A 22,547-nucleotide genomic window follows, 5' to 3' on the forward strand; every position below is an offset into this window, starting at 1 on the left:
CCTTCGTGTTACGGTCTGTCGTGTTGTGGCGGGGTCGCGAACACCGAGGCCGGACGCATCGCACGGCCCGGTTCCCGGCACTCGTGGCCGGGCGGCCGACCAGTCTGTCACGATAGCCAGGCCCGGGTAGAGACGCTTCGAACGAGGGACGACAGTTGGATCGGCAGACGGCGTCGGCCACCTTCCCGTCCGCCGCCGCGGCGGTGGCGGACGCGCGCCGGTTCGTCCGGAAGGTGCTGGCCGACTGGGGCATGGACGAGGTCGCGGACGACGCCGTCCTCGCCACGAGCGAGCTCGCCACCAACGCCATCGCCTACGCCGGCACGTCCTTCGAGGTCTCCTGCCGCCTGGAGGGCGGGAGCGTGGAGATCGAGGTCCGCGACCGCCATCCCACCCGCGGCATCGAGATGCCGGGCGTCACCGCCTCCAGCGGGCGCGGGCTCCCGTCGATCTCCCGGCTCGCCACGTCCTGGGGCGTCTCCTACGACCGACGCACCAAGGGAGTCTGGTTCCGGCTTCCCCGGCCGGGCGCCGCCGACGTCGCGGCGCCGCCGGAACCCGGGTCGGGGGAGGCGGCCCTCACCACCGGCATCGCGGCCGGCCTCCCGCGGCGCGAGCGCGCCGGGCGTGACGGCGGCGCGCGGGAGACCGCCGACGGCGCCGACACCGCGCGGGAGGGCGCCGGACCCGCCCAGGGCCGCGAGAGCAGGCTGGTCGGCGGCGCGAGCGAGATGCCCGTCGCGGGCGACCGGCTGCTGCGCTCCCCGGCCGCCATCGAGGCCATGGAGGACGGCGTCGCCACCGTCCGGGAGATCCTCGGCGCCGAGGGGGCCGCCGTCCTGCTGACCGAGCGCGACGGGCGGCTGATCATGGGGTCGTCCGCCGGGACGGCCGCGGAGATGCCGCTCGGCGAGCTGTCGGTCGGCACCCTCGGCCCCGCCGCCCGCGCCGGCTCGGCCTGGGTGGCCGCCGACGCCGCCGATCCGACCGCGGAGGCGCTGCGGGCCCCGTCGCTGGCCGCCGCGCCGCTGGAGTCCCAGGGCCGGCTGACCGGCCTGATCGTGGCCGTCTCGTCGGTCTCCGGCCGCTTCGACGAGGCCGACGGCGTCCGGCTCGGCCGGCTCGCCGACGAGATGTCGCTCTCCCTGGAGAAGGCCAGGGTGGGGGAGTTGGAACGGTCCTGGCGCGGCTGGCTCAGCTTCGTCGCCGAGGCCAGCGACCTGCTCGCCGGGACGCTCGACCAGGAGCGCACGATGGCGCTGGTCGCCCAGCTCGTCGTCCCGCGCCTGGCCACCTGGTGCGCCGTCTACACCGTCACCGAGGCCGAGCCCGACCGGCTCGCCTACGTGTGGCACGCCGACGAGAACCGCGCCGACGGCCTCCGCGAGCTCCTCGAGCACGCGGGCGCGGCCCCGCCGACCGACACCCCCGGGCCCTGGAACGGGCTCGCCACCGCCGCCGAGGACGTCCGGGCCGCCGCCGGCGACACCGCCTCCGACCAGGTCTACGCGTTCCCGCTGATCGCCCGGGGCCGCCGCATCGGCACCATCGTCATCGGCCGCCCGTCCGGTGACCGCTTCCCCCGCAGCGCGGTCGAGCTGGCCGAGGAGCTGAGCCGCCGCGCCGCCCTCGCCGTCGACAACGCCCGCCTGTTCTCCGCCCAGACCGCCATGAGCAGCGCGCTGCAGCGCAGCCTGCTGCCGCCCGCCATCCCCGAGATCCCCGGCCTGGAGGTCGCGGTGGTGTACGAGCCGGCCGGGGAGGGCAGCGAGGTCGGCGGAGACTTCTACGACGTCTTCGAGAGCGGCCTGCGGCCGGGCGGCCCGGCCCCCGCGTCCCGCTGGCGGTTCGCCATCGGCGACGTGTGCGGCACCGGCCCGGAGGCCGCCGCCGTCACCGGCCTCGCCCGGCACGCGCTGCGCATCCTCGCCGCCGAGGACATGTCCGTCCCGGCCGTCCTGACCCGCCTCAACCGGCTCATCCTCGGCGAGGGCGAGCGCGGCCGGCTGCTCACCCTGCTGCACGGCGAGATCGCGTCCCGGCGGCGCCGCGACGGCGTGACCATCAAGCTGACGAGCGCGGGGCACCCGCCCCCGCTGGTGCTCGACCCGGAGGGCGGTGTGCGCGAGGCCGCCTCGCCCCAGCCGCTGCTGGGCGTCTTCGACGGCGTGGACTTCCACACCGACACGGTCGACCTGCGCCGCGGCGAGGTCCTGCTCTGCGTCACCGACGGTGTCACCGAACGGCGCTCGGGCAACCGCCTGCTCGGCGACGGGCACGGGCTGGAGAAGCTGCTGGCCGGATGCACCGGTCTGAGCGCGGGCGCCGTGGCCGCCCGTATCCAGCGCGCGGTCCGCGACTTCGGCCCCGAGCCGTCGAACGACGACATTGCCCTCATCGTTCTGCGGGCGTCATGATGGAGACCAACAATCGGTAAGGTGGGGTGGCGTGGGGCTTGCCTTGCACACGACACGACAGGACGGCCGCGCGACGATCGCCGCGCGCGGCTCCATCGACCTGCACTCCTCCGACGAACTGCGCGCCCGGCTGACCGAGCTCGTGGACGCCGGCGAGCGGGCGGTGGTCGTCGACCTCGCGGCGGTCGACTTCTGTGACTCCTCCGGCCTGAACGTCCTCGTCAGGGCGTACAAGCACGCCCGTGCGCAGAACGCCACGCTCACCGTCACCGGCGCCTACGGCCGGGTCGAGAACGTGCTGCGGACCACAGGCCTCGACCGGTTCCTGATCGAGGGCCCGGCGGAGGAGGCTTCGGCCGATGGGCGGTGAGGGGAACCGATGAAGAACGGCGAGCGGGCGGAGTGACCGACCCGATGACCGAGACCACACTGCGCGCGGCGCCCCAGACGGAGGCCGTCGAGTACGCGCGGCGCCTCGCCGCCCGCACCATGCGCACCTGGGCGCACCTGGGCGCTCATGGACCGCGAGGAGCTCGTCACCGCCATCGTCGCGGAGCTCGTCGCCAACGCCGTCCGGCACGCAGGCACGGCCCTGGAGCTGCGGCTGCTGCGCGGTACCGGCCGGATCCGCGTCGAGGTCCGCGACCGCGCGGCCCAGCTGCCCCGGCTGACCGTCCCCGGCCCCCTGGACGAATCTCATCGCGGCCTGTTCATCGTCGACCGGTTCGCCAACTCGTGGGGCGCGGACCCGGTGACCGGCGGCAAGGTCGTCTGGGCCGAGGTCGACATCTGACGAGACCCCCGGCTGCACCGGCCCCCGGCAAGATCTCCTAGGGACCGTGCCCGCCGACCGTGCCCGGCGACGGTCGGCAGGCGCGCCCCGCCGCGAGACGGTCAGGCGGACTTGCGGTACAGCTCGGCGACCATGAAGGCGAGGTCCAGCGACTGGCCGCGGTTGAGGCGCGGGTCGCAGGCCGTCTCGTAGCGCTGGTGCAGGTCGTCCTCGGCGAGACCGTCCCCGCCGCCGACGCACTCGGTGACGTCGTCGCCGGTGAACTCGATGTGGATGCCGCCCGGGTGCGTGCCGAGGGCGCGGTGCACCTCGAAGAACCCGGCCACCTCGTCCAGCACGTCGTCCAGCCGCCGCGTCTTGTGCCCGCTCGGCGCCTCGAACGTGTTGCCGTGCATCGGGTCGCAGATCCACGCGACCGGCGCGCCGGTCTGGCGGACCTTGTCGATCAGCGGCGGCAGCGCGTCCCGGATCCGGCCGGCGCCCATCCGGGTGATGAACGTGAGCCGGCCCGGCTCGTGGTCGGGGTTCAGCCGCTCCAGCAGCGCGATCGCGTCGTCCGGCGAGGTCGTCGGGCCGAGCTTCACTCCGATCGGGTTCCGGATGTGCCGCAGGAACTCCACGTGCGCGCCGTCCAGCTGGCGGGTCCGCTCGCCGATCCACAGGAAGTGCGCGGACACGTCGTACGGATGGCCGCTGAGGTGGTCGATGCGGGTCAGCGCCCGCTCGTACTCCAGCAGCAGCGCCTCGTGGCTGGAGTAGAACTCCACCCCGTGGAACTCGTCGGGGTTCGCCCCGCACGCCTTCATGAACGTCAGCGCCCGGTCGATCTCGCCGGCCAGCCGCTCGTAGCGGCGGCCCGCCGGGCTCTGCTGGACGAAGTCGCGGTTCCAGGCGTGCACCTGCCGCAGGTCGGCGTAGCCGCCCTTGGTGAACGCCCGGCACAGGTTCAGCGTCACCGCCGAGCAGTGGTAGGCCTTCAGCAGACGGCGCGGGTCGTTGCGGCGGGACGCGGCGTCGAACCCGAACCCGTTCACCGCGTCGCCCCGGTAGGCGGGCAGCTCCACGCCCCCGCGGACCTCCACGGGCTTGGACCGCGGCTTCGCGTACTGCCCCGCCATCCGGCCGATCTTCACGACCGGGACGCTCGCCGCGTAGGTGAGCACGACCGCCATCTGCAGCAGCGTCTTGAGCTTGTTCTTCACCGCGTCGGCGGTCGACCCCTCGAACGTCTCCGCGCAGTCGCCGCCCTGCAGGACGAACGCCTCGCCGCGTGCGACGTCCGCGAGCTGCGCTTTCAGCTGGTCGCACTCGCCGGCGAAGACGAGCGGCGGCTGGGACGCCAGTTCCACGGCGACCTTCCGGACCTCGTCTGGATCGTCCCATTCGGGCTGCTGGTGGGCGGGGAGGGCGCGCCAGGCGTCGAGCTCCCCGGTGACGGCGGATGTACTCACGTGAAAAGGCTATGGCACGGTCCGCCCCGCGAAGACGCCGAATCCACCCGCCGACCCCCGGAGACACGGCCGGGCGGCCCCGCTTTCGGGGCCGCCCGGTTCGGCTCAGGAGTGGGAGGGGCGGTTCAGGCCGCGCGGCTGCCCGCGGTGGCGGCCTGGCGCGCGATACCGGGCTCGGCGGTCAGCGTCGGGCGGCCGCCCGTGTCCGCCTCGTTCGCCAGCTGCCGCAGCCGGCGCAGCGACCGGTCGGTGATCTGCCGCACGCGGTTGTGGCTCAGGCCGTACCGCGCGCCGATCTGCGCGTACGACAGGGGCTGGCCGCTGTCCATCCCGAACCGGGCGCGCAGGATCGCGGACTCGCGTTCCGGGAGCCGGTCGAGCAGCCGCCCGAGACCCTCGATGTCGTCCAGCGCGAGGATCTCCGACTCCGGGGTGACGGCGTCCGGATCCTCCAGCAGGTCGCCCATCGGCGTCTCACCGGCGTCGTCGACGGTCGCGTCCAGGCTCGCCGGGTCCCGCCGCCAGCGCAGCAGCTCGTCCACGTGCTCGGCGTCGGCGCCGAGCGTCCCGGCGAGCTCCTCGCGGGTCGGCTCCCTGCCGAGCTCGCGGCCGAGCTGGCGCTCCGCGCGCCGCAGCCGGGAGAGCTCCTCCTCGACGTGGACGGGCAACCGGATGGTGCGGGCGGTGTGGCTGAGCCCGCGGCCGATCGCCTGCCTGATCCACCATGTCGCGTACGTGGAGAACTTGAAGCCGCGGCGGTAGTCGAACTTCTCCACCGCGCGCATCAGCCCCAGGTTCCCCTCCTGAATGAGGTCGATGAGGGGCAACGAATCGGTCGGATACTTCCGGGCGATCGAGACGACCAGCCGCAGGTTGGCCTCGACGAAGCGCTGCTTCGCGCGCAGCCCCGCCGCGACCAGCTCCTCCAGCTCCTCACGGGAGGCGCCCTCCGGCACCCTGCCCTCCTCGAGAAGCTGTTCGGCGTACAGGCCCCCTTCGATCGCCTTGGCCAGATCGACCTCCGCCTGCGCGTCGAGCAGGGGGGTACGGCCGATCCGGTCGAGGTATGCCCCGACGAGATCCTTCTCGGGGACGTCGACCCTGTCGCCCTTGGTACGGGTTGCAGCCATCCTGACCCTTCTCCGGTGCGATCTCCCTAGGGGGACAACGCTAATTACCGCTCTGTGATTCCCAGGTCGGGAATACTGCGAGACGGCAAGCCGCTCTAGGTCCTGATACCCCGACTGAGGAGAATGCGACATGGCGACGGTCACACTCACCGCCGAGAACTTCGACCAGGTGGCTCAGGCCGACGGGATCGTGCTGGTCGACTTCTGGGCGGAGTGGTGCGGTCCGTGCAAGAGGTTCGCGCCCGTGTACGAGAAGTCGGCGGGCAAGCACGAGGACATCACCTTCGGCAAGGTCGACACCGACGCCGAGCCGGAGCTGTCCCAGCGGTTCGGGATCCAATCGATCCCGACCCTCATGGCGATCCGCGACGGCATGATCGTCTTCGCCGAGCCGGGCGCGGTGCCCGAGGGCGTCCTGGAGAACGTGATCGAGCAGGTCCGCGCCCTGGACATGGAGGACGTCCGCCGGCGCGCGGACACCTGACCGTCCTCGCCCGCGGATTGCGGGAACGGGACGCGCAGCGGGCGCGCGGGCGGCGGGTCGGCAAAGAACCGGACGGTGCCGCCCCTTCCGCGTTCCGCATGGACGATGATGGACGGATGCTCGCCGATGTCGTCCCACACCTGGTCTGCCCCGTGTGCGGAGCCGACCTCGAACTGGCCGGCCGCGGACTCCGCTGCTCCGCCCGGCATTCGTTCGACATCGCCCGACAGGGATACGCCAACCTCCTGCCCGGCAACGCCCGGCCGGGAACAGCCGACACAGCGGACATGGTGCGCGCGCGGGAAGAGTTCCTGAACGCCGGGCACTTCACGATGCTGGCGGAGCGGCTCGCGTGGGGGGTCGCCGCGGCGCGGCCATCGCTCGTCCTCGACGCGGGCGCCGGCACAGGGCACTACCTGAGCCGGATACTCGACAGATCACCGGACGCCGTGGGCCTCGCGGTGGACATCTCCAAGCACGCCGCCCGCCGTGCCGCCAGGGCGCATCCGCGGAGCGGCGCGGTCGTCGCGGACCTCTGGCGCCCGCTTCCCGTCCGGGACGGTGCCGCCGGGACCGTCGTCAACGTCTTCGCGCCCCGCAACGCGGCCGAGTTCCACAGGGTCCTCATAGACGACGGGCTGCTCATCACGGTGACACCGTCGCCACGGCATCTCGGCACGCTGGTGGGGCCGCTGGGCCTGCTCTCGATCGACGAGCGCAAGACCGAGCGCATGGACGCGGCGCTCGCCGGATACTTCAAGCTCGACTCCCGCGAGGAGATCGAGACCGAGGCCGTCCTCACCCGGGCCGAGGCGGCCACGCTCGTGGGGATGGGGCCGAGCGCGCACCACGTCCCGGCAGGTCTGCTGGAAGATCGGCTGGAACGGCTACCGGACCCGTTGCCGACGCCCCTGTCGTTCGTCCTGTCGACGTACCGGCGGCTCGAATAGGCGGACGTCCTGCGTGATCTCCAGAAGCACCTGCGGCACCTCGCCGGGCTCTGCGACGTCCTCCGCCCCAGGCACGTCGACCGTTTCGTACATGAAGGACGTGGAGACCCCGCGGGCCGTTCCGCTCAGCAGGAGCCGCTGGAGCGCCTGGCCGGCACGGAGCCACTCGGCGGGGGAGTCGCCTTGGGTCGTCAGCACGGCCCGCTGCCCCACCGAGCCGGGTGCGGGCGGGAGCGGATGAAGCGTCGCCCCTTCCAGCTTGGCCTCACCGCCCAGCTCGTTGACGAGTGGGAGGGGCGGCCGGGTCCCCGCGGCAGGACGGTCCGTGAGGAACGGGCGGAGGGTCGCGGCGTAGAGGAGCCGCTCCTCGCGGGTCACCCGGTGGCGCCCGGCGAGCCGCGCAGACGCGAGCACCGTGGGACGTCCCGCGTCTGGAAGCAGGCGAACCACGGCCTCATGACCGAGCTGGGCGGCAGCCAGGCGCAGGTTCACGAGCGCCGCGCCGCTGCTCAGGTGCAGGCCCCGTCCTGCGGGGTCGTGCATGGGCCGGAACCTGTCCGGGTCGGCGTGCACCTCGATCTGGCCGGGCACGACTCGGAATCGCCAGGCGTGCACGTCATGGATGGTGGGCCCCATCGTCGCCGCGACCACCAGACGCTCCGCCGAAGCGCGGACGGCTACGGGCACATTCACGAGGTGTCCTCCTGACCTCGGTCTGGCAGGCGTGCCGGGAGCCACCGCCGTCCCGTGGCGTCGCCCGCCGCGGGAAGCGGGTCTGCGCACGCTACCTCACTGTGACCCGGCACACATAGTGCGTGAAAGACGAGGTCAAAGGGACATTTGGTGTGCTCGGGTGACAAGAACGCCGAGTGGCCGGAGCGACGGATTTGACGGTCTCGGAGAGCCGCCTTAATGTCTCTCCTGCCCCGAGGGGATGCGGGACGCCGGAAGGCGGCCGGCCCAGGGGAACCACACCATCGAAAATGGTTCGAGCTTCGCTCGGGCTGTTGTACGATGGTGAAACCGCCCGGAACAGGATGCAGGACGCCGCGAGGTGGCCGGCCCGCAGGGCACTCCCTACGAAACGATCTCGCCAGGTTTTCGGCCTGGGGTGTGTCGTCGCGTGGGGGTCTGGAACGTCCTCGAACCGTCGAAAAGATCTTCGCCGATCCGCTTGACAACGGGAACGAACCAGGTAAGTTAGAAGGGTTGCCCCGGAGTCGGGACCGTGAGAGCGGTGTTCGGCGCGGTGGGTGTCCGTTTCTTGAGAACTCAACAGCGTGTTAAAAGCCAGTGCCTTTATCGGTTCGGCCTGTTGTGGCTGGACCGCCCCGTGACCGTCGCTGTTTGTGGTGATGGTCTGGGATTTCTTTGAGGCAATGCTGTCCCTGGTTTTCTGGGGATGGTGGTGCTGGGATTTTCTTCGAGGTTTGGCCGGCTGGGGTTCGCGCCTTGGTTGGTCGTTAGGCCTTAATGGAGAGTTTGATCCTGGCTCAGGACGAACGCTGGCGGCGTGCTTAACACATGCAAGTCGAGCGGAAAGGCCCCTTCGGGGGTACTCGAGCGGCGAACGGGTGAGTAACACGTGAGCAACCTGCCCCTGACTCTGGGATAAGCCCGGGAAACTGGGTCTAATACCGGATGTAACCACTGGTCGCATGGTCTGGTGGTGGAAAGTTTTTCGGTTGGGGATGGGCTCGCGGCCTATCAGCTTGTTGGTGGGGTGATGGCCTACCAAGGCGACGACGGGTAACCGGCCTGAGAGGGCGACCGGTCACACTGGGACTGAGACACGGCCCAGACTCCTACGGGAGGCAGCAGTGGGGAATATTGCGCAATGGGCGGAAGCCTGACGCAGCGACGCCGCGTGAGGGATGACGGCCTTCGGGTTGTAAACCTCTTTCAGCAGGGACGAAGCTAACGTGACGGTACCTGCAGAAGAAGCGCCGGCTAACTACGTGCCAGCAGCCGCGGTAATACGTAGGGCGCAAGCGTTGTCCGGAATTATTGGGCGTAAAGAGCTCGTAGGCGGTTTGTCGCGTCTGTCGTGAAAGCCCACGCGCTTAACCGTGGGTCTGCGGTGGATACGGGCAGACTAGAGGCAGGTAGGGGAGAATGGAATTCCCGGTGTAGCGGTGAAATGCGCAGATATCGGGAGGAACACCGGTGGCGAAGGCGGTTCTCTGGGCCTGTACTGACGCTGAGGAGCGAAAGCGTGGGGAGCGAACAGGATTAGATACCCTGGTAGTCCACGCCGTAAACGTTGGGCGCTAGGTGTGGGGTTCTTCCACGGATTCCGCGCCGTAGCTAACGCATTAAGCGCCCCGCCTGGGGAGTACGGCCGCAAGGCTAAAACTCAAAGGAATTGACGGGGGCCCGCACAAGCGGCGGAGCATGTTGCTTAATTCGACGCAACGCGAAGAACCTTACCAAGGCTTGACATTGCCGGAAAACCTGCAGAGATGTGGGGTCCTTTTTGGGCCGGTGACAGGTGGTGCATGGCTGTCGTCAGCTCGTGTCGTGAGATGTTGGGTTAAGTCCCGCAACGAGCGCAACCCTCGTTCCATGTTGCCAGCACTTCGGGTGGGGACTCATGGGAGACCGCCGGGGTCAACTCGGAGGAAGGTGGGGATGACGTCAAGTCATCATGCCCCTTATGTCTTGGGCTGCAAACATGCTACAATGGCCGGTACAGAGGGCTGCGATACCGTGAGGTGGAGCGAATCCTTAAAGCCGGTCTCAGTTCGGATCGAAGTCTGCAACTCGACTTCGTGAAGTCGGAGTCGCTAGTAATCGCAGATCAGCAACGCTGCGGTGAATACGTTCCCGGGCCTTGTACACACCGCCCGTCACGTCACGAAAGTCGGCAACACCCGAAGCCCGTGGCCCAACCCTTGTGGGGGGAGCGGTCGAAGGTGGGGCCGGCGATTGGGACGAAGTCGTAACAAGGTAGCCGTACCGGAAGGTGCGGCTGGATCACCTCCTTTCTAAGGAGCACACAACTGGCCAGGGCTGCTTCCCCTGTGGAAGGCCCGGGTCGGTGGCCACTGTTGACAGCGGATGTCTGTCAGGTGGCTGCTCATAGATGTGGAGCACTGGCTACTCAGCTCACCGCTCGTGTGAGCCGGCAAGTACCGCCTCCCAGACCCGTGAGGGTGTTGGGGGGAGTGGGAACGGCGGTGTCGGGCGGGTGGTGGGTTGGACACGCTGTTGGGTCCTGAGGGAACGGGCGCAAGCCCGGGTGACCTCTGGATCGCGGGACCAGGACCACATTCCTTTGTCGGGGGTGTGGTTTTGGTGGGCCCGGTTGTTTTTTGAGAACTGCACAGTGGACGCGAGCATCTCTGGCGAATGATGAGAGTTGCGCGGGGAGCCCTTTTGGGGGTTTCTTCGGGTTGTTCTTGTTGTTTGTCTGCGATTTGTTTTGATCGTTTTGTGTGTTCAAGTTTTTAAGGGCATACGGTGGATGCCTTGGCATCAGGAGCCGATGAAGGACGTGGGAGCCTGCGATATGCCTCGGGGAGTCGGCAACCAGACTTTGATCCGGGGATTTCCGAATGGGGAAACCTGGCACTCGTCATGGGGTGTCGCCGCCTGCTGAATGTATAGGCAGGTTGGTGGGGACGCGGGGAAGTGAAACATCTCAGTACCCGCAGGAAGAGAAAACAATAGTGATTCCGTGAGTAGTGGTGAGCGAAAGCGGAGGAGCCTAAACCGTGCGCGTGTGATAGCCGGCAGGCGTTGCGTGTGCGGGGTTGTGGGACCATCCGGTCAGTGCTGCCGCGCTGGCGAGGAGTTACAAACTGCTCGGATAGTTGAACGGCTTGGGATGGCCGACCGTAGACGGTGAGAGTCCGGTAGACGAAATTCGAGTGGCTTCTGGGTGTGTTCCCGAGTAGCACGGGGCCCGTGAAATCCCGTGTGAATCTGCCACGACCACGTGGTAAGGCTGAATACTTCCTGGTGACCGATAGCGGACTAGTACCGTGAGGGAAAGGTGAAAAGTGCCCCGGTGAGGGGTCGTGAAATAGTACCTGAAACCGTGTGCCTACAAGCCGTCAGAGCGTCCTCGAGGGGGAACTTGTTTTTCCTTTGTTCGTGATGGCGTGCCTTTTGAAGAATGAGCCTGCGAGTTATGGTGTGTGGCGAGGTTAACCGGTGGCGGGTAGCCGTAGCGAAAGCGAGTCTGAATAGGGCGTTTTAGTCGCATGCTGTAGACCCGAAGCGGGGTGATCTAGCCATGGGCAGGGTGAAGCGCCGGTAAGACGGTGTGGAGGCCCGAACCCACCAGGGTTGAAAACCTGGGGGATGACCTGTGGTTAGGGGTGAAAGGCCAATCAAACTCCGTGATAGCTGGTTCTCCCCGAAATGCATTTAGGTGCAGCGTTGCGTGTTTCTTGCCGGAGGTAGAGCTACTGGATGGCTGATGGGCCCTACAAGGTTACTGACGTCAGCCAAACTCCGAATGCCGGTAAGTGAGAGCGTGGCAGTGAGACTGCGGGGGATAAGCTTCGTAGTCGAGAGGGAAACAGCCCAGATCATCGGCTAAGGCCCCTAAGCGTGTGCTAAGTGGGAAAGGATGTGGAGTTGCCGTGACAACCAGGAGGTTGGCTTAGAAGCAGCCATCCTTGAAAGAGTGCGTAATAGCTCACTGGTCAAGTGATTCCGCGCCGACAATGTAGCGGGGCTCAAGCACACCGCCGAAGCCGTGGCATTGCATCCCTTTCGGGGGGTGTGATGGGTAGGGGAGCGTCCTGTAGCCGGCGAAGCCGCCGAGTGATCGAGTGGTGGAGGCTGCGGGAGTGAGAATGCAGGCATGAGTAGCGAATCACACGTGAGAAACGTGTGCGCCGGATGACCAAGGGTTCCTGGGGCAGGCTAATCCGCCCAGGGTAAGTCGGGACCTAAGGCGAGGCCGACAGGCGTAGTCGATGGACAACGGGTTGATATTCCCGTACCCGCTGGTATGCGCCAACGCTGAACCCTCTGATGCTAACCACCTGAACCGGGTTGTGGGCCTTCGGGCCTGTTGCTTGGCGAGCGTGGGACCCGAGGGGGTAGTAGGTGAGTGATGGGGTGACGCAGGAGGGTAGCTCAGCCCAGGCGATGGTTGTCCTGGGGTAAGCATGTAGCCCGCGCCATAGGTAAATCCGTGGCGTGTGAAGGGTGAGATGTGATGCCGAGCCGTTTTAGGTGAAGTGAGTGATCCCATGCTGTCGAGAAAAGCCTCTAGCGAGTGTACTGGCGGCCCGTACCCTAAACCGACTCAGGTGGTCAGGTAGAGAATACCAAGGCGATCGGGTGAACTGTGGTTAAGGAACTCGGCAAATTGCCCCCGTAACTTTGGGAGAAGGGGGACCACGTCTGGTGAACCGTCTTGCACGGGGAGCTGGGTGGGGTCGCAGAGGCCAGGGGGAAGCGACTGTTTACTAAAAACACAGGTCCGTGCGAAGTCGTAAGACGCTGTATACGGACTGACGCCTGCCCGGTGCCGGAACGTTAAGAGGACCGGTTAGATGCCTTTTGGGTGTCGAAGCTGAGAATCTAAGCGCCGGTAAACGGCGGTGGTAACTATAACCATCCTAAGGTAGCGAAATTCCTTGTCGGGTAAGTTCCGACCTGCACGAATGGCGTAACGACTTCCCCGCTGTCTCAACCACAGGCCCGGTGAAATTGCAGTACGAGTAAAGATGCTCGTTTCGCGCAGCAGGACGGAAAGACCCCGGGACCTTCACTACAGCTTGGCATTGGCGCCTGAAGCGTCTTGTGTAGGATAGGTGGGAGACTGTGAAGCCGGCACGCCAGTGTCGGTGGAGTCGTTGGTGAAATACCACTCTGGTCGTTTTGAGCGTCTAACCCGCACCCGTGGATCCGGGTGGGGGACAGTGCCTGGTGGGTAGTTTAACTGGGGCGGTTGCCTCCTAAAGTGTAACGGAGGCGCCCAAAGGTTCCCTCAGCCTGGTTGGCAATCAGGTGGCGAGTGCAAGGGCACAAGGGAGCTTGACTGTGAGACGGACGTGTCGAGCAGGTGCGAAAGCAGGGCCTAGTGATCCGGCACCTACGTGTGGAAGTGGTGTCGCTCAACGGCTAAAAGGTACCCCGGGGATAACAGGCTGATCTTCCCCAAGAGTCCATATCGACGGGATGGTTTGGCACCTCGATGTCGGCTCGTCGCATCCTGGGGCTGGAGTAGGTCCCAAGGGTTGGGCTGTTCGCCCATTAAAGCGGCACGCGAGCTGGGTTTAGAACGTCGCGAGACAGTTCGGTCCCTATCCGCTGTGCGCGTAGGAGAATTGAGAGGGTCTGTCCCTAGTACGAGAGGACCGGGACGGACGAACCTCTGGTGTGCCAGTTGTCCCGCCAGGGGCACGGCTGGTTGGCTACGTTCGGTCGGGATAACCGCTGAAAGCATCTAAGCGGGAAGCCTTCCTCGAGATGAGTTCTCCCACCCCTTTGTGGGTGTAAGGCCCCCGGTAGACGATCGGGTTGATAGGCCGGAGATGGAAGCGCGGTGACGTGTGGAGTCGACCGGTACTAATAGGCCGAGTGGCTTGAACACACATGACGTTCAAACCGAATCGCTGTTGTGAGTTGTTCGCGTCCCTGTGTGGTTCCTGGAAAACAACCGGGAACCCGCATTAATCAAGTGAATACCGAGCCTGGCTCGGACGTTGAGACTTGCACACCCCCGCTGGGGGTGGTGCGTTGAGGCGTTCGGTGGTTTTGGCGAGGGGGAAACACCCGGTCCCATTCCGAACCCGGAAGTTAAGCCTCTCAGCGCCGATGGTACTGCATGGGAGACTGTGTGGGAGAGTAGGACACCGCCGGACCTATATTGCAGGAAGGCCCCGCCGATTTCGGCGGGGCCTTTCTCATTTCACCATGCCGATTCTGGTGTCGGCCGGTGACCATGACCGTGCCCGGTGGCATTTCGGCGAGGTCGGGCGCACGAGTGCTGTCGAGCGCGCCGGGGGTTACCCGGGGGACGCCGATCCGGTGCTCGCGCGGGCCCGGCGGGACGTCAGCGCGAAGGCGTGACCGGCCGCTGCGCGGAGGACGTCAGCCGGTGGGGCCTTCCTGCGTCAGAGCCTCGGCGTAGGCGGCGAGCGAGCGGTTGTACCGGGGGAGGTGGCGGGAGAGGGCGCCCAAGGCGAGCGACACCGCCTCTCTTTCGCGTCCGACATCGGTGAGCGCGAGGGCCAGGAACGCGGTCACGGCGTCGTCGAGGTCGTCCGACACGGCGTCGCGTTCGGTGGTCAGCAACGCGATGCTCTCCTCGGCCCGGCCGAGGTTGCGCAGGGTGCTGGCGTACTGGATCGTCCCCTCGCGGCGGCGCGTCCCGGACAGCCCGGCCTCGAACGCCCGCCGGTAGTGGACGGCGGCCTCCGCCTCGTTGCCGATCGAGTCATGGGCCGATGCGATCTCGTACTCGGCGACCGCGTCGCCGGGTGGAAGCTCGCCGGCCAGCTCCTCGACCTCGGCGAGGAAGGCCGCGGGCTCGTGGTCGTCGAAGGAGGCCCAGAGATCGGCGATTCGCCGCTCCCAATCCGAAGTGATCATGGAATCGAGGATAGGGCCGGAGGTCATCGTCGCGGGGGCGGCCCGTCCCCGGGCGGCGGCGCAACGGTTGTGCAACCTCCGGCCGGGCAGAATTGGTCCGCTCGACGATGGTCGGGATCATGGTCGCGCCGGTGCCAACCCACACATCTTGCACCGGCGCGGCCACCGGTCCGGCGAGGGGTCAGCCACGTACTTCGCAGTCGGCGTGTTCGGCGGGTTCGTCCGCGGGGGCAGGGACGGGGGCGGTGCGCTCCGCAAAGCCGAACAAGGCCAGGGCCAGCAGGGTGCAGGCACCGGCCGCGACGGGCAGCGTCCCGGCGCCGAAGATGCCGAGCAGCCATCCGCCGAGGCCCGCACCGAGCGAAGCGCCGACGTAGACGGCGCTGCTGCTGAGCGCCAGGGCCTGCGGGCCGCTCTCGGGCCCGGCGGACGCCAGGACACGCGTCTGGACAGGCGGCGGAACCGACCCAGGCCGCCGCTGACCACACCAGCAGCAACGGGACGACGAGCGCCAGATGTGCCGGACGCAGCGACCAGACCAGCGCCAGCCCGGCCATCGACACGGTGAAGACGGCGGCTGCCAGGGCGAACGTTCTCGCCGGGCCGAAACGGTCGACCAACGTGCCGCTGAACCGCCCGCCGACGATGCCCGCGACGCCCGTCAGCACCAGAAGCCCGCCCAACTCGGACGAAGTAACACCCGCCAGCCCGTCCAGGAGGGGCGCGAGATACGTCTGGATCATCAGGTTGCCGACCACGGCCGCGACGGCGGCGGACAGCACGAGCAGCACGGCCGGACGTCCCAGCGGGCGGAGCCGTTCGCTCAGGCCGGTCTGGGGTGGTGACACGACGTCCGGCACGGTGATGTGCAGGAAGGCCAGGGCGGCGAGGCCGAGGAGACCGCCCGTCACGAACGTGGCCTGCCAGCCGAACGCCGCGCCGATCCAGGTTCCGAGCGGGACGCCGACGACGATGGCGCCCGTCAGCCCGGCCATGACCGTCGCCAGGTCGCGGCCCTGCCGGCCCGGCGGGGACAGGGCGGCGGTGACCGCGAACACGGTCGGCAGCACGACGGCGGCGGCGAGCGCGGCGACGACCCGCAGGGTCATCAGCGCCGGGTAGGACGTGGCGAGCGGCACGGCGAGGTTGGCGGCGCTGAACACCAGCATCCCGCCGGTGAGCAGGCGACGCCGTGACCACGACGCCGTGACCACCGCCGCCACGGGAGCGAACACGGCGCAGACGACGGAGAAGACGGTCACCAGCTGCCCGGCCGCGGCCTCGCTGACCGAGAGGCCGGTCGCGATGGACGGCAGCACGCCCACGATCACGAAGTCGTCGGTCTGGAGGGTGAACGCGGTCAGGGTGAGGGCGACGAGCCACAGCCCGCTGGACGGGCGCCGGAAGATGAGCATGGCGGTTAAGGTAACACTCGTTACCCTATAGGCTGAACATCCCGGACCTGAAGGAGGGCAGGAGTGGCCAGGCCGCGCGACCCGCGTCGCCGCGTCGAGATCCTCGACGCGGTGCTCGACCATCTCGCCGAGCACGGGATGTCCGGCCTGTCGATGCGCCCGATCGCCCAGGCCCTGGGCCAGAGCACCCGCGTCCTGACCCACCACTTCGCCGACAAGGACGCGCTGCTCGCCGCGCTGCTGAAGCGCCTGGACGAGATCCAGCACGAGCAGCTCCACGCGACGGAGGGCTGGGACGACACGGACCGGGGGATCGGCGCGATCGTCCGCGCCTCCTGGGACCGCCACCTGGCGCCGGAGAACATCGCGCACACCCGGCTCGTCCGCGAGATCGAAGGGCTCGCCGCCGCCGGGCGCCTCGGCGACCGGATACCGAGATTCCTGGCGGAACGGGCGGAGTTCGTCGCGGGCGCCCTGACCGCCCGCGGCCTCGATCCCGCTCAGGCGCGCGTCAAGGCGACCTTCCTCAGCAGCGCCTACGCGGGCTTGCAGACCGACGTCCTCACCACCGGCGACCGGGAACGGGCCGAGACCGCGCTCGCCGAACTCTGCACGCTCGCCGACTCATGGACGGAGACGGAGACGGCCGCCGTCTAGGCGGTTGGCTGGATCGTGATCGCCCCGAGCGTCGAATCGTCACGTGGCCCCGCGCGCGGCTGAGCGGTCCGCGATCGTACGAGACGACCTCAAGTTCGCCCGCATCGCGAGCGTGTCGAAAAGCGACGGTTCCGCCGCCGCAGCAGGTGACCGTGTCCTCCTCACCCACAAGGGAGACGTGAGCGACCAGGGCGGAGCGCCCGCTTTCTGGGAAGCGGGAGTCGCCGGTTCTGTTCAGTCGCGAGTTTCGGCCAGGGTGCGGGCCAGGTCGTTGAGGTCGGTGGCGACCAGGTCGGCCTCGGCGGGTGGTGGGACGGGCGCGGCGTGCGGGCCCCATTCGGGGCGAGGGACGTAGGCGATGCGGAGGCCGACCGCTGCCGCCGCCTCGAGGTCGTCCGGGTGGCAGGCGACCATGAGGAGTCGGCTCGGCTCGACGTCGAGGAGTTCGGCGGCCTTGCGGTAGACGCGCGGGTCGGGTTTGTAGGAGCCGGCCAGTTCCGCCGACAGGATGCAGTCGAAGCGGAGCCCGGCCTGTTTCGCGAGGCGGGTCAGCAGCCCCACCCCGCCGTTGGACAGCGTGGCGGTGAGGACGGGGCTCCGGTGAAGGCGCTCCAGGCCCTCGGGGACGTCCGGCCAGGCGCGGAGGCGGTGCCAGGCCCGGACCAGGTGGTCCCGGTCGGCGTCGGTGAGCGTGTCGAGCCCGTGCCCGGGCAGCACCTCGTCCAGCATGAGGCGGTGAAGGGCGTCCAGGGGACCCCAGGGCAGGTCCCCGGCGACGACCCGTCCGAGCGTGGGGCGGTAGCGGCGCCGCCAGTCCTCGGCGACGGCCGTCCAGTCGGCGTGCAGCCCGGCGCGTTCGCCGACCTCGGCCACCTCGCCCGCCACGCTCGACCGCCAGTCGGTCAATGTCCCGAACACATCGAACACCGCAGCGTCAACGTTCATACCAGCCACATCTAGCACGTCCGCCGGAGCAGCGGGCGTAAGGAGTGTCGGTAGGATTCGATCATGGCCACCGCCGTGCTCGCGTTCGCCCTCGCCGCGATGATCGTCAATGTCATGCCAGGCCTGGACACGTTCCTCGTGCTCAGGACGTCCATCGCGCAGGGCCGGCGGAGCGGGCTCGCGGCGGCACTCGGCATCCTGACCGGGTGCGGCGTCTGGGGGCTCGCGACGGCGGTCGGGCTGACCGCCCTGCTGACCGCCTCGCAGGTGGCGTACGACGTGGTGCGCGTGTGCGGCGCCGCGTACCTGGTGTGGCTGGGGACGACGGCGCTGTGGCGCGCGCGGAGGAAGGAGAGCGGGAGCGCCCCGCCGGAACCCGCCGTGGCCGGGACCGGGTTCGCGGCCTTCCGGGCCGGGGTGGGGACGAACCTGTTGAACCCGAAGGCCGGCGTGTTCTACATGAGCCTCGTCCCGCAATTCATGCCGCACGGGGCACCGGTGTTCGGCACGACCGTCCTGTTCACCGTGATCGACCTGATCGAGCTGGCGGTCTGGTTCTGGCTCGTCTCGGGCGCGGCGGCCGCGCTGGGGGACAGGCTCCGGCGGCCGTCCTTCCGGCGGCGGATGGAACAGGTCAGCGGCGTCGCGTTCATCGGCTTCGCGGCGAACCTCCTGGCGGACCGTCCCTGATTCCGGGCCCGCGGGAATGCCGTGGACGGGCTCACCGGACGCCGTAGGCTGCTCGGATGACTGACAAGTTGTGGCGTATTGAGCCGTCGGGGCCGCTTCGCGGGGACGTCACCGTGCGGGGGGCGAAGAACGCGGTCAGCAAGCACATGGTCGCGGCGATGCTGGGGGACGGGCCGAGCACCATCGGCAACGCGCCCGACGTCGGCGAGGTCGGCATCACCGCGGGCATGCTGGAGCACGTCGGGATGACCGTGGAGCGGTCCGGCGGGGACGTGACGGTCGTGCCGGGGCCGGTGTCGGACCCGAGCGTCGGCAAGGCGTTCACCGGGCTGAACCGCATCCCGATCCTGATGCTCGGCCCACTGCTGCACCAGGCGGGCGAGGCGTTCGTCCCGCTGGTCGGCGGCGACCCGATCGGGCGGCGGCCGGTCGACTTCCACGTCGAGGCGCTGCGGGCGTTCGGCGCCGAGGTGTCGCACGCGGCGGACGGGATCCACGCGCACGCGACGCGGCTCGTCGGCACCCGGATCGACCTGCCGTATCCGAGCGTCGGCGCCACGGAGACGGTGCTGCTGGCCGCCGTGCGGGCCGAGGGGAAGACCGTCATCAGGAACGCCGCGACGGAGCCGGAGATCATCGAACTGGCGCTGTTCCTCCAGCGGATGGGCGCGCGGATCTCCTTCGCGCCCGACCGGCGGATCGTGGTCGAGGGCGTCGAGCGGCTGAACGGCGCGCTGACGCGGCTGGACGGCGACCGGATCGAGGCGTTCTCCTACCTGGTGGCCGGGCTCGTGACCGGCGGAGAGGTGCGGGTGCACGGGTGCCCGCAGGACCGTCTCGTCACCGCGATCACGACGCTCACCAGGATGGGCGCGGAGTTCCAGATCACCGATGACTGGATCATGGCGTCCGCGCCGGACGGGCTGAGCCCCGCCGCGGTGCAGACCGACACGCACCCGGGGTTCGCGACGGACTGGCAGACCCCGCTGATGGTGCTGTTCACCCAGGCGGACGGCATGTCGGTGCTGCACGAGACCGTCTACGAGAACCGGCTCGCCTACGTTCCGGCGCTGCAGAGCATGGGCGCGGAGATCGAGGTGTACGACACGTGCCTCGGCGGCCCCGCCTGCCGGTACCACGACACGGCGGCGCTGCACTCGGCCGTGGTGCGCGGCGTGACGAAGCTGCGCGGCGGGGACGTCACCATGCCCGACATCCGGGCCGGGTTCTCGGCGGTGCTGGCGGCGGCGGTGGCGGAGGGTCCCTCCACGCTGCGCGGCGTCCACCACATCGAGCGCGGCTACCACCGCCCGGTCGAGCAGTTCCGGGCGCTGGGGCTCTCCCTGCAGGCCGGTTAGCGCGGGACCTGGGCCGGTCCTTACGCGGTGATGGCCGGAACCTACAAGACGGGTGGCCGAGCGGCGGCCACGCTGGAGCCATGAACCTGACGAAGGCATCGGAATTCATGGCCACGCACGCGCGTCCCCTCGACCGGCGGCGGTTCGAGTTGCTGACCGGCGAGGGCGACCGCGACGCGCTGCTCGCCGCGGTCAACGCCTACCGCAACCCCGACGGCGGGTACGGCCACGGCCTCGAACCCGACCTCCGGTCGCGCACCAGCCAGCCCGGCCCGGCGCTGCACGCGTTCGAGGTGTTCGAGGAGCTGGGGCCGGCCACGGCCCCGGAGGCGGTGGCGCTCTGCGACTGGCTGGACTCGGTGACGCTGCCGGACGGCGGCGTGCCGTTCGGGCTGCACGTCCCCGACCCGGCCGGGTGCGCGCCGTTCTGGGCCGGCGCGGACCCGCGGGCGTCCTCCCTGCAGATCACGGCGGTCGTGGCGGCGACGGCGCAGCGCGTCGCCGTCCACGACAAGGCCGTCGCCGCGCATCCGTGGCTCGAACGCGCCACCCGCTACTGCCTCGACGCCCTGCGTGCGAAAGATGAGCTGCACGCCCTGGAACTGGCGTTCGCGCTGTGGCTGGCCGACGCCGTCGAGGACATCGAGGCCATCGACCTGCTCGGAAGGCACATCCCCGAGAACGGCCTCGTCCACGTCCAGGGCGGGCAGGAGGACGAGATGATGCGCCCGCTCGACCTCGCGCCCTACCCCGGGCGCCCGGTCCGGAGGCTGTTCGAGGACGACCTCATCGCCGCGGAGCTGCGGCGCCTCGACGAGGAGCAGCAGGACGACGGCGGATGGCGCGTCGACTTCGTCTCCTACTCGCCCGCCGCCGAACTGGAATGGCGCGGCTACGTCACGGTCAAGGCCGTCTCCATCCTGACCCGCGGCGCCTGAGCCCGCGGCGGGGGCCGTGCGATCCTGGGAGCGCAGGCGACATCCGCCCTGGGGGTGCCGGACGCTCCCAGCAGACGGCACCGGAGGCTCCCATGGACAACGGCCCGGGTTACACGGCGCTCACCCCGCTCGCGTTCCTGCGGCGGTCGGCGGAGGTGTTCCCCGGCAAGACCGCCTACGTCCACGGGGACCGCCGCGCCACGTACGCGGAGTTCGCCGCCGAGGCGACCCGGCTGGCCTCCGCGCTGCGCGCCTCCGGGATCGGCCCCGGGGACCGGGTCGCCTACCTGGCGCCGAACGTCCCGGAGCTGCTCGTCGCGCACTTCGGCGTGCCGCTCGCCGGAGCCGTCCTCGTCGCGATCAACACCCGGCTCGCCGCCGAGGAGATCCGCTACATCCTCGACCACTCGGGAGCGAAGGCGCTGGTGGTGGACGCGGCGCTGCATCCGTCCGTGGCGCCGCTCGCGGGCGGTCTGCCGCAGGTCGTGACCGTCCCGGCCGCCGGCGCCGAACCCGACCCGGCGGTCGGCGGCATCGGCTACGGGGAGCTGATGGCGCGCGGCTCGCAGGACCCGCTCTCCTGGGACGTCGACGACGAGAACGCCGCCATCTCGATCAACTACACGTCCGGGACCACGGGACGTCCCAAGGGCGTCATCTACACGCACCGCGGCGCCTACCTCAACGCGCTCGGCGAGGTCGTGCACTCGCGCCACACGCCCGAGAGCGTCTACCTGTGGACGCTGCCGATGTTCCACTGCAACGGCTGGTGCACGCCGTGGGCGCTCGCCGCGATCGGCGGGACGCAGGTGTGCCTGCGCGCGGTCGTCGCGGGCGAGGTGTGGCGGCTCATCGACACCGAGGGCGTGACGCACCTGAACGGCGCCCCGACCGTCCTGGTGACGATCGCGAACGCGGCGGAGGCGCATCCGCTGGAGCGGCCGCTGACCGTCACGACGGCTGGCGCGCCGCCCAGCCCGACGATCATCGGGCAGATGGAGGGCCTCGGCGCGGGCATCGTGCACGTGTACGGGCTGACGGAGACCTACGGACCGTACTCGGTCTGCGACCCGCAGCCGGGGTGGCCGGAGCTGGCCGCCGCCGACCGGGCGCGCCTGCTGGCCCGGCAGGGCGTCGGCATGATCCAGACGGACGGGCTGCGCGTCGTCGACGACGCCATGAACGACGTCCCCGCCGACGGCGCGACGCTCGGCGAGATCGTCATGCGCGGCAACAACGTCATGAAGGGCTACCACCGGGACGAGGAGGCCACCGCCCGCGCGTTCCGCGGCGGCTGGTTCCACTCCGGCGACCTCGGCGTCCGCCACCCCGACGGGTACGTCGAGCTGCGCGACCGCTCCAAGGACATCATCATCTCCGGCGGCGAGAACATCTCCACGGTCGAGGTCGAGCGGGCGATCGACTCGCATCCGGCCGTGCTGGAGGTCGCCGTCGTCGCGGTCCCGGACGACAAGTGGGGCGAGCGCCCGAAGGCCTTCGTGGTCCTCCGCGACGGGCACGCGGTCACCGGGACCGAGCTGGTCGAGCACGTCCGGAAGAGCCTCGCCCGGTTCAAGGCGCCCGACGCCGTGGAGTTCGTCCCCGAGCTGCCGAAGACGTCCACCGGCAAGATCCAGAAGTTCCAGCTCCGCGAGCGGGAGTGGGCGGGCCGCGACCGCCGCGTCCAGGGCTGAGAACCCCGGCGGGACGGGGCCTCCGGTGAGGTGATGGCCGCCGGTTCGTGGGAAGTGTTCCCTGC

17 protein-coding genes and 3 rRNA genes are annotated in these 22,547 nt (G+C 69.2%); 14 read left to right on the top strand and 6 right to left on the bottom strand.

Features of this window, described 5'->3' with window-relative positions:
* Positions 1-155: 155 nt before the first annotated feature.
* The 3 genes from K8Z49_RS02135 to K8Z49_RS02145 all read left to right on the top strand — a co-directional run bounded on the left by K8Z49_RS02135 (position 156) and on the right by K8Z49_RS02145 (position 3,210).
* Positions 156-2,417 (top strand): SpoIIE family protein phosphatase, encoded by a 2,262-nt coding sequence (locus K8Z49_RS02135; protein ID WP_024936127.1) that lies wholly within the window; start codon positions 156-158, stop codon positions 2,415-2,417.
* A gap of 31 nt (positions 2,418-2,448) precedes the next feature.
* Positions 2,449-2,787 carry an STAS domain-containing protein gene (locus tag K8Z49_RS02140; protein ID WP_024936128.1) on the top strand — a complete coding sequence of 113 codons (339 nt, stop codon included), beginning with the start codon at positions 2,449-2,451 and terminating at the stop codon, positions 2,785-2,787.
* 147 nt (positions 2,788-2,934) lie between these two features.
* Positions 2,935-3,210, top strand: a complete 276-nt coding sequence (locus tag K8Z49_RS02145) for an ATP-binding protein (RefSeq protein WP_412517508.1) — start codon at positions 2,935-2,937, stop codon at positions 3,208-3,210.
* A 101-nt stretch (positions 3,211-3,311) separates the two neighbouring features.
* Here the strand turns inward: K8Z49_RS02145 and K8Z49_RS02150 are convergent, their stop codons facing one another.
* Both K8Z49_RS02150 and K8Z49_RS02155 read right to left on the bottom strand, forming a co-directional pair.
* Positions 3,312-4,661 (bottom strand): class II 3-deoxy-7-phosphoheptulonate synthase, encoded by a 1,350-nt coding sequence (locus K8Z49_RS02150; protein WP_412517509.1) that lies wholly within the window; start codon positions 4,659-4,661, stop codon positions 3,312-3,314.
* A gap of 125 nt (positions 4,662-4,786) precedes the next feature.
* On the bottom strand, positions 4,787-5,791 hold the full coding sequence (locus K8Z49_RS02155) for a sigma-70 family RNA polymerase sigma factor (protein WP_021598927.1): 1,005 nt from the start codon (positions 5,789-5,791) through the stop codon (positions 4,787-4,789).
* Positions 5,792-5,921: 130 nt separating this feature from the next.
* On the opposite strand from K8Z49_RS02155, the gene trxA reads away from it, so the two are divergent.
* Both trxA and K8Z49_RS02165 read left to right on the top strand, forming a co-directional pair.
* Entirely contained in the window at positions 5,922-6,275 is a 354-nt protein-coding gene (gene trxA, locus K8Z49_RS02160) for a thioredoxin (protein WP_021598928.1), read from the top strand.
* Positions 6,276-6,373: 98 nt separating this feature from the next.
* Complete coding sequence (locus K8Z49_RS02165; protein WP_256255845.1) at positions 6,374-7,225, top strand: putative RNA methyltransferase; 852 nt, start codon at positions 6,374-6,376, stop codon at positions 7,223-7,225.
* On the opposite strand, the gene K8Z49_RS02170 is transcribed toward K8Z49_RS02165, so the two are convergent.
* Complete coding sequence (locus tag K8Z49_RS02170; protein ID WP_412517510.1) at positions 7,163-7,918, bottom strand: hypothetical protein; 756 nt, start codon at positions 7,916-7,918, stop codon at positions 7,163-7,165. The two genes, K8Z49_RS02165 and K8Z49_RS02170, sit on opposite strands and share 63 nt — an antisense overlap.
* Positions 7,919-8,695: 777 nt before the next feature.
* Between K8Z49_RS02170 and K8Z49_RS02175 the strand changes: the two genes are divergently transcribed.
* The 4 genes from K8Z49_RS02175 to K8Z49_RS02190 all read left to right on the top strand — a co-directional run bounded on the left by K8Z49_RS02175 (position 8,696) and on the right by K8Z49_RS02190 (position 14,263).
* Positions 8,696-10,212: ribosomal RNA gene (locus K8Z49_RS02175) — 16S ribosomal RNA — on the top strand.
* 452 nt (positions 10,213-10,664) lie between these two features.
* Positions 10,665-13,784: ribosomal RNA gene (locus tag K8Z49_RS02180) — 23S ribosomal RNA — on the top strand.
* A 154-nt stretch (positions 13,785-13,938) separates the two neighbouring features.
* Positions 13,939-14,055 (top strand): 5S ribosomal RNA (gene rrf / locus K8Z49_RS02185).
* Together the 16S, 23S and 5S rRNA genes form the textbook arrangement of a ribosomal RNA operon.
* A gap of 52 nt (positions 14,056-14,107) precedes the next feature.
* Entirely contained in the window at positions 14,108-14,263 is a 156-nt protein-coding gene (locus K8Z49_RS02190) for a hypothetical protein (protein ID WP_177287907.1), read from the top strand.
* A gap of 21 nt (positions 14,264-14,284) precedes the next feature.
* Here K8Z49_RS02190 and K8Z49_RS02195 read toward each other — a convergent pair whose 3' ends face one another.
* Positions 14,285-14,785, bottom strand: coding sequence for a tetratricopeptide repeat protein (locus K8Z49_RS02195; protein WP_412517511.1), 501 nt, complete (start codon positions 14,783-14,785; stop codon positions 14,285-14,287).
* Positions 14,786-14,808: 23 nt separating this feature from the next.
* Entirely contained in the window at positions 14,809-16,200 is a 1,392-nt protein-coding gene (locus K8Z49_RS02200) for an MFS transporter (protein ID WP_412517512.1), read from the bottom strand.
* A 63-nt stretch (positions 16,201-16,263) separates the two neighbouring features.
* On the opposite strand from K8Z49_RS02200, the gene K8Z49_RS02205 reads away from it, so the two are divergent.
* Positions 16,264-16,857, top strand: a complete 594-nt coding sequence (locus K8Z49_RS02205; protein WP_412517513.1) for a TetR/AcrR family transcriptional regulator — start codon at positions 16,264-16,266, stop codon at positions 16,855-16,857.
* Between the two features lie 234 nt (positions 16,858-17,091).
* Here the strand turns inward: K8Z49_RS02205 and K8Z49_RS02210 are convergent, their stop codons facing one another.
* Positions 17,092-17,802, bottom strand: a complete 711-nt coding sequence (locus K8Z49_RS02210; protein ID WP_412517514.1) for a haloacid dehalogenase type II — start codon at positions 17,800-17,802, stop codon at positions 17,092-17,094.
* Positions 17,803-17,865: 63 nt separating this feature from the next.
* Between K8Z49_RS02210 and K8Z49_RS02215 the strand changes: the two genes are divergently transcribed.
* The 4 genes from K8Z49_RS02215 to K8Z49_RS02230 all read left to right on the top strand — a co-directional run bounded on the left by K8Z49_RS02215 (position 17,866) and on the right by K8Z49_RS02230 (position 22,482).
* Complete coding sequence (locus tag K8Z49_RS02215) at positions 17,866-18,492, top strand: LysE family translocator (RefSeq protein ID WP_024935494.1); 627 nt, start codon at positions 17,866-17,868, stop codon at positions 18,490-18,492.
* 56 nt (positions 18,493-18,548) lie between these two features.
* Entirely contained in the window at positions 18,549-19,850 is a 1,302-nt protein-coding gene (murA, locus tag K8Z49_RS02220) for a UDP-N-acetylglucosamine 1-carboxyvinyltransferase (RefSeq protein ID WP_024935493.1), read from the top strand.
* Positions 19,851-19,930: 80 nt separating this feature from the next.
* On the top strand, positions 19,931-20,788 hold the full coding sequence (locus K8Z49_RS02225) for a hypothetical protein (protein WP_412517515.1): 858 nt from the start codon (positions 19,931-19,933) through the stop codon (positions 20,786-20,788).
* Positions 20,789-20,880: 92 nt separating this feature from the next.
* Positions 20,881-22,482 (top strand): long-chain-fatty-acid--CoA ligase, encoded by a 1,602-nt coding sequence (locus K8Z49_RS02230; RefSeq protein ID WP_075024452.1) that lies wholly within the window; start codon positions 20,881-20,883, stop codon positions 22,480-22,482.
* The last annotated feature ends 65 nt before the right edge of the window (positions 22,483-22,547 follow it).

Source organism: Actinomadura madurae (assembly GCF_047130825.1).
GTDB classification, from domain to species: Bacteria; Actinomycetota; Actinomycetes; order Streptosporangiales; family Streptosporangiaceae; genus Spirillospora; species Spirillospora madurae.

Bases quoted from the DNA above. Each gene is read 5' to 3' on its own strand.
- K8Z49_RS02195 (WP_412517511.1), bottom strand. From the start codon at position 14,785: ATGATCACTTCGGATTGGGAGCGGCGAATCGCCGATCTCTGGGCCTCC.
- K8Z49_RS02230 (WP_075024452.1), top strand. From the start codon at position 20,881: ATGGACAACGGCCCGGGTTACACGGCGCTCACCCCGCTCGCGTTCCTG.
- K8Z49_RS02215 (WP_024935494.1), top strand. From the start codon at position 17,866: ATGGCCACCGCCGTGCTCGCGTTCGCCCTCGCCGCGATGATCGTCAAT.
- K8Z49_RS02165 (WP_256255845.1), top strand. From the start codon at position 6,374: ATGGACGATGATGGACGGATGCTCGCCGATGTCGTCCCACACCTGGTC.
- K8Z49_RS02155 (WP_021598927.1), bottom strand. From the start codon at position 5,791: ATGGCTGCAACCCGTACCAAGGGCGACAGGGTCGACGTCCCCGAGAAG.
- K8Z49_RS02200 (WP_412517512.1), bottom strand. From the start codon at position 16,200: ATGCTCATCTTCCGGCGCCCGTCCAGCGGGCTGTGGCTCGTCGCCCTC.
- trxA (WP_021598928.1), top strand. From the start codon at position 5,922: ATGGCGACGGTCACACTCACCGCCGAGAACTTCGACCAGGTGGCTCAG.
- murA (WP_024935493.1), top strand. From the start codon at position 18,549: ATGACTGACAAGTTGTGGCGTATTGAGCCGTCGGGGCCGCTTCGCGGG.
- K8Z49_RS02225 (WP_412517515.1), top strand. From the start codon at position 19,931: ATGAACCTGACGAAGGCATCGGAATTCATGGCCACGCACGCGCGTCCC.
- K8Z49_RS02190 (WP_177287907.1), top strand. From the start codon at position 14,108: ATGCCGATTCTGGTGTCGGCCGGTGACCATGACCGTGCCCGGTGGCAT.
- K8Z49_RS02210 (WP_412517514.1), bottom strand. From the start codon at position 17,802: ATGAACGTTGACGCTGCGGTGTTCGATGTGTTCGGGACATTGACCGAC.
- K8Z49_RS02145 (WP_412517508.1), top strand. From the start codon at position 2,935: ATGGACCGCGAGGAGCTCGTCACCGCCATCGTCGCGGAGCTCGTCGCC.